Origin of the sequence: Apilactobacillus quenuiae, assembly GCF_002994005.1 — a bacterium.
Lineage (GTDB): Bacteria > Bacillota > Bacilli > Lactobacillales > Lactobacillaceae > Apilactobacillus > Apilactobacillus quenuiae.
Genome location: NZ_POSN01000003.1, coordinates 171,094 through 183,652, shown reverse-complemented (window position 1 = coordinate 183,652; position 12,559 = coordinate 171,094). Strand labels below are relative to the sequence as shown.

The 12,559-nt window shown below is 31.5% G+C and carries 11 protein-coding genes; 4 read left to right on the top strand and 7 right to left on the bottom strand.

The annotated features are described in order from the left end of the window. Positions 1-29 precede the first annotated feature (29 nt). From C7N44_RS05035 to C7N44_RS05010, 7 genes are all read right to left on the bottom strand, one after another. Positions 30-626, bottom strand: a complete 597-nt coding sequence (locus C7N44_RS05035) for a TetR family transcriptional regulator (protein WP_105956821.1) — start codon at positions 624-626, stop codon at positions 30-32. A gap of 2 nt (positions 627-628) precedes the next feature. Then, complete coding sequence (locus C7N44_RS05030) at positions 629-928, bottom strand: YciI family protein (RefSeq protein WP_105956820.1); 300 nt, start codon at positions 926-928, stop codon at positions 629-631. 15 nt (positions 929-943) lie between these two features. After that, entirely contained in the window at positions 944-1,492 is a 549-nt protein-coding gene (locus C7N44_RS05025; RefSeq protein WP_105956819.1) for an NAD(P)H-dependent oxidoreductase, read from the bottom strand. A gap of 138 nt (positions 1,493-1,630) precedes the next feature. After that, the gene (locus C7N44_RS05020; protein ID WP_105956818.1) at positions 1,631-2,056 is read right to left on the bottom strand and encodes an NADPH-dependent FMN reductase; all 426 of its coding nucleotides are present in this window, start codon (positions 2,054-2,056) and stop codon (positions 1,631-1,633) included. Beyond that, entirely contained in the window at positions 2,008-2,229 is a 222-nt protein-coding gene (locus tag C7N44_RS08015; RefSeq protein WP_157945050.1) for a hypothetical protein, read from the bottom strand. The genes C7N44_RS05020 and C7N44_RS08015 overlap by 49 nt, the downstream gene beginning before the upstream one ends. A 15-nt stretch (positions 2,230-2,244) precedes the next feature. Then, positions 2,245-3,000 (bottom strand): sulfite exporter TauE/SafE family protein, encoded by a 756-nt coding sequence (locus C7N44_RS05015; protein ID WP_225362957.1) that lies wholly within the window; start codon positions 2,998-3,000, stop codon positions 2,245-2,247. 67 nt (positions 3,001-3,067) lie between these two features. Further along, positions 3,068-4,000, bottom strand: coding sequence for an aldo/keto reductase (locus tag C7N44_RS05010; RefSeq protein WP_105956817.1), 933 nt, complete (start codon positions 3,998-4,000; stop codon positions 3,068-3,070). A gap of 128 nt (positions 4,001-4,128) precedes the next feature. Between C7N44_RS05010 and C7N44_RS05005 the strand changes: the two genes are divergently transcribed. The 4 genes from C7N44_RS05005 to addA all read left to right on the top strand — a co-directional run bounded on the left by C7N44_RS05005 (position 4,129) and on the right by addA (position 12,519). Beyond that, positions 4,129-4,692 (top strand): NAD(P)H-binding protein, encoded by a 564-nt coding sequence (locus C7N44_RS05005; RefSeq protein WP_105956816.1) that lies wholly within the window; start codon positions 4,129-4,131, stop codon positions 4,690-4,692. An 18-nt stretch (positions 4,693-4,710) separates the two neighbouring features. Next, positions 4,711-5,076, top strand: a complete 366-nt coding sequence (locus tag C7N44_RS05000) for a hypothetical protein (protein ID WP_105956815.1) — start codon at positions 4,711-4,713, stop codon at positions 5,074-5,076. Between the two features lie 145 nt (positions 5,077-5,221). After that, on the top strand, positions 5,222-8,797 hold the full coding sequence (locus C7N44_RS04995) for a PD-(D/E)XK nuclease family protein (protein ID WP_105956814.1): 3,576 nt from the start codon (positions 5,222-5,224) through the stop codon (positions 8,795-8,797). Beyond that, positions 8,797-12,519, top strand: a complete 3,723-nt coding sequence (gene addA / locus C7N44_RS04990; RefSeq protein ID WP_105956813.1) for a helicase-exonuclease AddAB subunit AddA — start codon at positions 8,797-8,799, stop codon at positions 12,517-12,519. Before C7N44_RS04995 ends, addA begins: the two co-directional genes overlap by 1 nt. The last annotated feature ends 40 nt before the right edge of the window (positions 12,520-12,559 follow it).

Below are 12,559 nucleotides of genomic sequence, written 5' to 3'. Positions count from 1 at the left end.
TTAAATAGCCTCCTTATAATAAATTTGATTTATAGAATAGTAATAAGCATATTAAAAACAAGATTATACACAGAATGCGGTTTGTAAATAAAACCAGCTTTAGTTAATCCTTCCTTCTGTTTATCTGTAACTGAAGAAAAAGGATAAATTCCATATAAAAAAGGAAAGAAAGCATAATTTATATTTTCAATTTGATCTTTTGAAAGATTGGGAAAGAATTTTTTTAAACAATTATCATAGGTAGCTAAAAAATTCCCATAACTTTTTTTAAATTTAATTAAATATGTCATCCTACTTTTTTCTTGTAAGTCCGTTAAATTATTTGAAATTAATTTCAGCATTAAATGATGTTGATCAAAAATACGTGCCATTTTATCAGCAAAAGTGTTTTTAGTCATTTTTATATCTGTATTTTTTAATTGTTGAATCTCAGCAATGATTTTATTATATTCTTCAGTTAAAATATAGATGAAAATTTCTTCTTTATTGTGAAAATAATAGTATATTGAAGCTCTGCTAAAACTTGTATACTCATCTATTTTTTGAATATTTATGTCTTTATATTCTAATTTATTGGCTAGTTCTTTGGTTGCCGATACAATGGCATTAAATTTATTACTATACATAATTAGTTACCTTTATATTCAGTTATATTGTCTGCAATTGCTTTAGGTTCGAATTGATGAATTATATATTCAGCTTTATCTGGATAAAATGCATCGTTTTTAATAATATCTTTTAATGGCTCTTTATTTGACTCTTTTGCAAAAATATAACCAGTTTTATCTTCATCTTTTGCAGGACCAATCATTAAAAAATTCCCTTTTTTAAACTCATTGCCAAACCATTGTCTATGTTCAGCAAATAATTTTTCATTTTCTGATTCTGATAATTGATTATCCTTAATTTTAATTTTTAATAAGTACATATTAAATAACCTCCTTTATTCATAGTCTCCTAGTATTTCATGATTATTTGATTTTACATATTCAACGTATTTTTTAGCTTTACTATTAATTTCATCGTCGGTTAAACTACTTGCACCAGTTGTAATAAAAGGCTTAATAAATTTAGTGCCGATTAAATTGCTAGTAGCTTGAAATGGGCGTAATAAATCAGTTACTTTATATTTAAAATTTTTATTGTGCACATAGTTATCTCCACTAGCTCCTGGTGAAACTGCTAAAATCAATTCCTTATTTTTTAAAGCATCACCGTTGCTACCGTAAGCCCATCCATGTTCTAGAACAACATCTTCCCATTTCTTGAGTAGTGATGGTGAACTATACCAAAACATTGGAAATTGTATAACAATCTTATCGGTTTTTTCTAAAATTCTTTTTTCTTCATTAACATCGATATCATTATTAGAATAAATATCATACATATTTCTAACTTCAATATCCGCATCTTTTGCAGCATTAGCTAATGAATAGTTTACTTTGGATCCATTATTCAAATATGGATGGAATACAAAAATAGTTGTTTTCATAATTAATGCTCCTTTAACATTTTTTGACAATTTGTCAAATCGTCAAATATATTATAGCAAAAACTGACATAGTGTCAAAAAAACTCTTAAAAAAAACATCCCCATAAAATTTTGTGAGGATGTTTTTCATATATTAATTTACTCATTAAATTTATTATTTTTAAATAGATCACTATAAAAAGTAATTTTCTTCATTGCTGTTTCCAATTTTTGCATTGTGCGTTCTTTAGTAGGGGCATCTGATTTGATTGTTCCATCGCTATTAAACTTCTTTTGCACATTTCCTACTGAAACAATTTGTGGTAATAAGAAAGCATTTAAACGCGTTAAGACATCATTTAGTGCCAGCCCGCCAAATTGACCACCACGACCATTGTTGGAATAACTCATTGTTAAAACAGCTTTATCACTAATTTGATCTGCCAAATAGTCAACTGCATTTTTTAAAACGGCAGGCATTGAATGATTATATTCAGGAGTTAAGAAGATATATCCATCGGCATCCTGCATATCATCTAGCCATTGTTGTTGATTAGCTGGCACAACTCGTTGTTTATTTTCCAATGGTGGAATCTCTTCATAGAAGAAGGTAATTCATACTGACTAATTTCAATAAAATTAAATGTGGCGTTAGTCAATTTTTCATAATATGATTTATTAGTTTTTAGATAATTAAACAAGTTTTTACCTAAAGCAGTCTTTCTAGAACTGCCTAAAATTACATTGATTTGTAACATTCAATAATTCTCCTTTTAGAAAAATGCTTTGATGAATAAGTATATTGATAGAAAAATAGCGAAAATTCCAACACCGTTTTTCATAATTTTAGTTGGAATATATCTAACAATCTTTGGTCCAATAAATCCACCGATAAATAATCCGATTGCTAAAATAATAATTTCTTTCCAGTATAAATTAGCGACTAAAATAAAAATAATGGATGCAACTAAATTCGATGCTAAAGTAGCAACGTTGCGAGTAGCATTATAAACGTTATATGGACTTTTACTAATTCTTGATAAGACAGCAATCATGATTACACCTGCACCGGCACCAAAGTAACCAACATAAATTCCGACAAGACCCAAAATTAAGTATTCAAAAAATAATCCGTTACTTTTTTTATTTTGCTCTAGCTTTGGTTTTTTGGGTATTAAGATTGAGAATGCGGCAAAGAAAATCAAAAAGGGGATAATTTTAGAAAAAGCAGCATTCGAACTGTGTAATAATAAAACTGATCCAATCAATCCACCAATTGCATTTAACAAAATGACCGGAGTCACTTGTTTCCAATGGTCCTTTAATTCTCTTAAAGATGACAAGGTTGAACTAACACCACTGGAGATTAAAGCAACAGTATTAGAAGCATTGGCTAAAACTGGCGGAATGCCGACTGAAATTAGGGCAGGGTATGAAATTAAGGATGCCATGCCAATTATACTGTTGATAATCCCAGAAATAATGCCAATCAGAATTAGAAATATAATTGTACTAAATGAGATAATCATCACTTCCATTTTATAAAAAAGCCAGATTCCGTTCTAGAATCTGACTTCGTATTATTTTTTATAAAAATTATAGGTTCTTAAATTTTTCATCAATTTCTTGATAGTCAGCATCACCAATAGTTGTGTTTAAAGCCTTAGCGTTGCTTTGAACTTGTTCTGGTTTCTTAGCACCAGGGATTACAACTGTAATGTCTGGGTTCTTAATGTACCATGCAAGAATTAATTCTGCCATAGTGACACCATGTTTATCAGCTAATGGTTTTAAGCTATCAACTGTATCAACGATTTTTTCAAAACGTGAGCCTTCAAAATCAGGGTTACCATGTCTGATATCATCTTCTGGGAAAGTAACTTCCTTAGAATATTTACCAGTTAGTAATCCAGATGCTAGAGGGAAGAATGGCACGAATGAAATATTATTTGCTCTTAAGTAAGGGAATAATTCTTGTTCAGCATCGCGGTGTAATAAACTGTATTGATCCTCAACAACATCAACTAAACCGTCTTTGTTAGCTTCTTTAATTTGATCTAGTGAGAAGTTTGAAACTCCAATTGCTTTGATTTTACCTTCTTTTTTCATTTCATTTAAAGCAGCAACAGCTTCATTTTTAGGAGTGTTGTCATCTGGAAAATGAATATAGAAAATATCAATGTAGTCAGTTTGAAGACGTTTCAAAGCATCATTAACCGCTTGTTTTAAGAATTCAGGACTATTATTAATAGTAACTTCACTACCAGAAGTATCTTGAGCAGCTTTAGTAGCAATTACAAACTTGCTACGATTATAGCCTTGGATGGCCTTACCAATTAATTCTTCTGAATGACCCATCCCATATGCAAAAGCTGTATCTAATAAGGTAATGCCAGAGTCTAAAGCAGTTTTAACAATTTGAATACCAGTATCATCTTTTAAGTTTGGGAATAGATTATTTCCACCAACTGCATTAGTACCTAAACCGAGTGCAGTAGATTCAACTGATGATTTACCAATTTTAACCATAAAATTACCTCCTTAATTTTATTAACATGACAATTATGAACTAAAAATAAGTAATTTTAAAGTATTTTGTAATTCACTACCTTAATAATGTTTGTTACACTTAAGTTGTGAAAATTGGGGTGGTAAATATGAAGAAAATTTTAGTATTAGGTGGCAATAATCCAGTTGCCAAGAAAATGATTTCAATGTTTTATGATAATGCATCATACGATATGAAAGTTCTTAGTGATGTTGACTTTGATAATGAAGGTTCATATATAGATGAAGTCAAAGATGTTAATATTATTTATTCATTTTTAGGACCAATGGATGTTGACTTAAATTTTGAAGCATTGTTTTCTGCTTTAGATGAAGTAAAACCACCGTTAGAACAATTTATCATGCTATCAGTTGCAGGTATTGATAATGAGTTGAACGAAAAAGTTACATATAATAATGTTGATAATGTCAAAGAATATCTAAATGAACAAAGATACGCAGTTAAATTGGTTGATGAATATGAAGTTCCATACACAATTTTAAGGCCGGTTGCAATGACACAACAAAACAATGGTAAATTAAAAATCATTGATGAAGGAGAATCTATGGATTATGGTAAAGTTTCTTTTGATAACGTTGCGAATGTAGCTTACAATGTGGTTGTGAAGAAAGAATTTATCAATCAATCCATTGGATTAATTGAAGAAAAATAAATATTAGAGGTGTAGATTATGGCATTACAATTAAGTAAAGAACAATTATCCCAGATTAAACAACAACTATCTGCAACTAGAGAACAATCACATTTGGTTATTTTCAAAAGTGTTGCTAAGCAAGGTGGATATATGCATATGATCACCGATTATAATACCTTTGAACAGTTAAAGCATTCTCGTCCCAATATTGAAATGGAAATTGTTAGAGATATCATCCCAGTAACTGATAATTTAGCATATTGGGCAGTTGCTCAAGATACTGCTGGCCATATGGATCCTAAAGATCAAAATATGCAACAAGTTGCAATGGATATCGAACAATATACTAATAAAGTATTGAAAGAAAACAAGTTACCAGAAAATAAATTACCAGAAGCATAATTGGTTATTTCAAGCGTTGTATTTTAAAAATGTTTCATGTGAAACATTTTTAAAATATGGCGTTTTCTTTTTGCAAAATTTTTTAAAAGTTAGTTCGTATTATATAATAATAGATACTATTTAACGAAAGAGAAGGGATGATTTAATGGCACTGCAATTTATTCTAGGAACCGCTAGTTACGACCATGAGGCTGTTATTATTGAACAACTTAAACAATCACTAAATGATAATCCCAACGATCAGTATTTTTATCTAGTGCCTAACCATATCAAGTTTGAATCTGAAGTTCAGGCATTAAAAAAGCTAAACTTTAATGATGAAACAATTTATGCAGAAAGTAAATTTCAAACTTTCTCAATTACACGTTTAGTTTGGTATTACATGAAAAATAATCCTGAATATCAACGTACGCGTTTAAGTGAGTCTGGAATTAATATGTTGATTTATCAAATTATTTTAGATCATCAAGATGAATTAACTGTCTTTCGTGGTGAAAGTGGGCAACCAGGTTTTATAAAAAAAATCTCACAACAAATCGCTGAAATGCAATCAGGACAAATTTCTGCAGATGATTTAAGTAATATTTACACAAATAATGAAAATCTAAAATCTAGTTTGCACGATAAGATGCATGATTTTATTATTATTTATCGTGCATTTGAGGAACAAACTAGTGGTCAATATTTATATAAATCTGATGTCATTAATTTATTTTGCAATTATTTGTTGGAGGGCAACTTAGATTTATCCCACAGTCATTTTTACTTTAATGGCTTTAATCAATTTACTGCTCAAGAACGGCGTTTAGTTGAAATCTTAATTCAACACGCAAAAAGTGTGACAATTTCTTTGAATTTAGATCGCAAATATTCTAATCAATTACCGGAAAGTCCCAATCTTTTTTATCAATCAGCAAAATTGTACAATCACTTTTATAATTTTGCTCGTGATAATGATACACATATTTTAATGGATCAAATGGCTAAACAGCAACGAGTTAGTGATGACCTAAGAACTTTTGATAAGTACTGGCAGCAATCGACTAAACTAGGTGTAATTGATAAAAAGCCATTGCAAAATAATGAATCCATCCAAGTATTTCGTGCTGATAGTCCATTTTCAGAAGTAGAACATATTGCGACTAAGATTCGCCAAATGGTGGCGACACAAAACTATCATTATTCAGATTTTCTAGTGATGACTCGGCACTTAGATCGTTACCAAAATGTTTTAGCACCGATTTTTGATTTAGAAGATATTCCTTCATTTAATGATGTCAATCGTTCAATGGAAGACCATCCACTAGTTGAACTCATTAATTCATTATTTAATATTGACCAATTGAACAGTAAACGTAGTTATCAATACGCTGATGTGATGCGTCTACTTAAGACTGAACTTTTTATTCCTAAAGATGCAAATGGTGAATATATTTCGATCGAAGATTATCGTAGAGCCGTTGCTTTAACTGAAAATTTAGTTTTGAAAAATGGTTATGAAGGTAATCGTTGGCTACAAGATGCTGATTGGCAATATGCATGGTTTTCCGATGATGATTTTGGCGTAAAAGCAGATAAATTTGTAAAGATTGACCAACAAATTAATATGATTCGTCATTTTATTAAGGATAATTTACCACCATTTTTTAAACGGATTAAAAGAGCCAAAACTGGAACCGAAGCAGCACAAATTTTATATGAATTCTTAATTAACATGGGCGTTGCTGACCAATTAAAGGCATGGCGTAAACAATCTATTGATGATGGTAAATTAGTTGAAGCTGCTCAACCAGAACAGGTCTGGCAAACATTTTGTAACTTACTAGATGACTTTGTTTCCATTTTAGGTGAACGTGAATTTAAACTAGATGACTTTCTATTATTGCTACAAAGTGGTTTTGAAGGTGCGAATTATTCACAAATTCCATCAACATTAGACCAAGTCGCAATTTCTGAAAGTGGAATTGTGCAAATGGATAATCGTAAGGTTGTCTTTATGATGGGATCTACCGATGATGTGATGCCCGATAAGGTCACCAATGAAGCCTTATTTAGTGATGCTGATCGTGATGACTTAGAAGATAGTTTTGATGATGGTCAATATTTACGTGAAACATCAGAAAACCAAATGGCGAATGATCCATTCTTAAATTATTTAGCATTTTTAGCCGGCAGTGATAAATTAATTTTTTCCTACACTTTAAGTGAAGACGATGATAGTTCTATCAATATTTCACCATATGTAGCACGGATTGTAGAACATTTTAATTTAGATGTTGAACATCTAAAGAGTTTACCTAAGGCCAATGAACCAATTATTAGACAATTTATTGGAACTAAGCGTGCAACTTTAAGGCATTTAGTGCAAGCTAGTCAAAATAGTAAAGCTACTAATACTAAGCTGGCACCTGTTTGGCATTATGTTTATAACCAACTAGTTAAAGATAATAATTTATCAATGCTAACTGATAAATTACTTGGTGGTTTAGATTATAATAATACGCCTACTAAATTAACTGGTGATATTATCACGGGACTTTATGGTGATCAGATTAATACCTCAATTTCTAAATTAGAACAATTTTACAGTAATCCATATGAATATTTCTTGAAGTATGGATTGAATTTAAAAGAACGAGATGTTTTTGATTTGTCACCAGCCAGTACTGGTCAGTTCTACCATGAAGCCTTAGACAAATTGATGCGCGTAGTGAATGAAGATCATGTGGATTTATCATCACTAGATAAACAAGCAATGAATGAATTAGTGGATACAGTGACTGCTAAAATGTTGGAAGACCCTAACGATATGCAATACACCATTCTACAAAGCTCTAGTCGGATGAACTACATTAAATCGCAATTAATAAAAACTATTAAACATACGATTGAAACGATGCAAAAGCAAAGTCAATTTACACCAATGCGTCCTCGTAAAACGGAAATATCATTCGGTCAAGTCGGCCATAAAAATGATTTAAAACCATTGAAGTTTGATATTCCAGAAGATGAAGATATTCAAACGCCTAAATTAATTAATGTGCGTGGTCGAATTGATCGTATTGACTACATGAATGTTGACGGACACGATTACTTAGGCATTGTCGACTACAAATCTAGTGAACGTAAAATGGACTTTGGTCGGGTTTATGATGGAACTTCGATGCAAATGATGACTTACATTGATGTGTTAGCACATAATCTTGGAATCTTTGATGAAGCAGGTAAGGCTGAATTAGCTGGTGCTGTTTATATGCATATCTTTAATCCAAAATATTCAAAGAGTGATTTAAAAAAGACTTTTGAAGATGCGATTTTAAGTAAGCAAAAATATCAAGGTATCTTGGTGAACAATGGTGACTTACTGCAAAAAATTGATGCAACCATTGCGGGTGACAAGTATGGTAGCTCCAAGGTATTTCCAATTAGAAAGAAAAAAGATGGTAGTTACTATAAGAGTAGTCCGATTGTACAACCTGATGATTTAGACTTGTTATTAAAGCACAATGAAAAATTAATTACTAAGGCGGGCCATGATATTTTCTCTGGAAACATTGATATGAAGCCCGCTCGTTGGAGTCAAAATCAAGATGCAATGCAATACACACCTTATCGTTCCATCATGCAATTTGATCCATTATTAAATGAAAATAATTACCGTGATGTAGAAAACTATAATTTACCAAGTATTCTAAAGAAGTTACGAGGTGACAATCAATAATGCAATATACAAAACCACAAGAAAAAGCAGTTTTTAATCATTTTGATAAAAATGTTTTAGTTTCAGCATCAGCGGGTTCTGGTAAAACACGGGTATTAGTTGATCGAGTTATAAATAAATTATTGAATGAACATATTGATATTGATGAAATGCTGATTTTAACTTTCACTAAAGCGGCAGCGAAAGAAATGCGTGACCGGATTCAAATTGCACTTCGTGAACAATTAAACCAGACGAAAGATAATGATACAAAAGTGTTTTTAGTAAAACAATTACGGCGCTTGCCAGTCGCTGATATTTCAACTTTGGATGCTTTTTGTCAAAAAATTGTCCAAAATTACTACTATATTATTAACTTGGATCCTAATTTTCGCTTATTAGCCGACCAAACTGAAAGCCAAATGTTAAAAGAACAAGTCTGGGAAAATGTTAGAGAAGATTTATACGCTAATGATAAAGATGGTACTTTTGCACAACTAACTGAAAACTTTTCCGATGATCGTTCTGATGATGGATTAACTAACTTAGTTTTTAAAACTTATGACTATGCAAATGTTAATCAAGACCCAATTGAATGGTTAAAACAAACGCCTAATATCTATGATATTGATTCGGGTTCGATTACTGATAGTGATTTTTATCAAAGGCATTTGTTACCTATTATTGAAAATGAAGTGGCACAACAAAAGCTATCTTTTGAATCGGCTAAAACAGTTGCTGAAGACAATGGATTAGAAAAAGAAGCTGCTTGTGTGCAATTAGACATTGAAGCAATGCAACAACTTTTAGATTCATTGCAGCAAAATAAGTGGGATGATTTGAAGAAAGCATTTAGTGAAATTAAATTTAAGAGTTTTCCTCGAACTAATAAAACTTATGATGATATTGCTAAGATGACGCATGACCGAATTAAAGACATTCGTGATGGTGCTAAAAAAGCTTTTCAAAAGTTACCTGATAAATATTTTGCATTAAATGAAATTGATAATTTAGAAATTATGCAGGCATCAAAACAATTAGTAGATAAATTAGTACGCGTAGTTTTAACTTTTAGTGACAGTTACCAGCAAGCTAAATTAAAACGCCATGCCCTTGAATTTATTGATGTTGAACATTATGCCTATGATATTTTGAGCGGTGATAATGCTAAGTCAAAAGGTATTCGTGAAATTCTCCAAGCACAGTACAACGAAATTATGATTGATGAATATCAAGATAATAATCGTTTGCAAGATGCCATCGTTTCAACAGTCGCTAAACAAGATACTAGCAATATGTTTATGGTGGGGGATGTTAAGCAATCGATTTATCGTTTTCGTTTAGCGGATCCTTCAATGTTTATTGACCGCATGGATAATCCTAACGATGAAACAATTGTGTTGCCGGATAACTTTCGTTCTGCTAAAAATATTGATGAATTTATTAATTTAATTTTCACTCAGATTATGGATAAACAAATTGGGGATATTGATTATACTGATGATGCGAAATTAAAAGCGGGGGCTAAATATCCGGAGAGCTTAACATCAAATGTGGATTTATTAATGTATGAAAGTAAAGACGATGATGAAGAAGCTGTTGATGCGCAATTTCAAATTCAAGATAGTGCCCATGGGCAAATTGAAATTGTGGCACAAAAAATCGATGAAATGATTAATAAACAAATGTCAGTTTATGATCGTAAAAAGCAAATAATGCGTCCAATTGAATATTCTGATATTGCCATTATATCTTCAACTAGAAATAATAATTTAGTATTATCAGATATTTTTGGAAGTCATAATATTCCATTGATTGTAAATGGAGCGCAAAGCTATTTTAAAACAACTGAAATTCAAATCATGATGGCGCTATTAAGTATTATTGATAATCCATATCAAGATATTCCACTAGTTGCAGTCCTTCGTTCACCAATTGTTGGTTTAAATGAAAATCAATTAGCATACTTAAGAATTAATTCTAAAACTGGCGATTACTTTAATGCGGTACTGAAATTTATGCACGATTACTCAACTTCCACAAGTACTGAATTCGGAAATCAAGTCTTTGAAAAAATAAAAGTCTTTTTAGCCCAACTAACTGAATTTAGAAATATTGCACAACAACATGAAATTGTGGATCTAATCTGGCATATTTATCAAACGACTGGATTTCTAGATTATGTTGGTGGAATGCCTGCTGGAAAGCAGCGTCAAGCCAATTTACATGCATTGTATGAGCGAGCTTTTGACTATGAAAAGACTAGTTTTAAGGGATTATTCCAATTCGTACGTTTTGTTCGTCACATGCAAGAACGCAATGAAGATTTAGATGAAGCTAATGCTGATGAAAATACGAATGCAGTTTCTGTCATGACCATTCATGGCAGTAAAGGATTAGAGTTTCCCGTTGTATTTTTAATTGATGCTTCACATGGTTTTAATCAACAAGACAGTAAACAACCATATGTCTTAAATGATCAATTAGGTTTAGGGATTACTTATTTAAATCCTGATAATCGAGTTAAAGAAGATACTTTGCAACGCCAAGTGGTTACGCAAGTTGAAAATAGAGGACTACTTGCAGAAGAAATGCGAAAGTTATATGTAGCTTTAACGCGTGCAGAACAACAATTGTTCATTGTAGGAGCTACTAAAAATGGCAATGATCAAACTAAAATTATTGATGCATGGCAAAAAGCCGCCCATAGTAATGAACTCTTGTTATCGAATGCGCTAAGAAGTGGGGCTAAAAATTATTTAGATTGGATTGGACCAGCATTAGTCCGCCATCCACTTTTCCGCGCAAAATTTGGTGACGATACTACTTACTCAGACTTAGATAAAGATCAAACTCAATTTGATGTAAAATTTTATAATCAAAAGGATTTGTCTGACAAGCTGATTAGTGGTGATAATACTGATAATAAAGAATGGTTATCAGCATTTGCTAAATTGGCTAAAAAACCATTGCCAGAAGATATTAACGTGGATCAGATTGATCAGATTATGGATTTTCAATATCCTGATCAAGTCGCCACTCAAACGACTGCTTACCAATCCGTTTCAGAAATTAAACGCTTGTTTGAAGATCCCGATAACATTACTTTGGGAAACTACGATGAAGATTGGCAAGAAAATAAACAAAGTAGTCGTTATGTAAACAGTGATTTTAATGAGCCACAATTTATGCAGTCGGTTAGTCAACCAAGTCCAGCAGAAGTGGGAACGGCGACGCATTTAATCTTGCAGGAATTAGACTTATCTAAGCGCCCATCAAATCAAGAAATCATTGATTTAATTGAACGATTGGTTGCAGATCAAGTTATCACTAAAGAAGTGGCTGCTAAGATTGATGTTGATGAAGTGGTTAAATTATTTGATACTGATTTGGGCCAATTAATTTTAGAAAATAATGATAAATTGGCGAGAGAAGCACCATTTTCAATGTTAATGAATGCTAATTTAGTATTTAATGGTTTTGCTAAAGATAGCGATGAAAAAATCTTGATTCACGGAATTATTGATGGATACCTTGAATTTTCTGATCATGTGGTTTTATTCGACTACAAGACTGACTATATTGGCAATCGAAACGTTGATCAACATGTAGATAAAATCATTGAAAAATATCGGGGACAAATCAATTTGTATGCCCAAGCGTTATCTAATATTTTGCATAAACCAGTTACTGGGAAATATTTATATTTATTGTCGATTAATCAAGCAGAAAAAATTGATTAGATTCGTCTCAGAAATATTGAATGCATTTTGTGAAATTTGA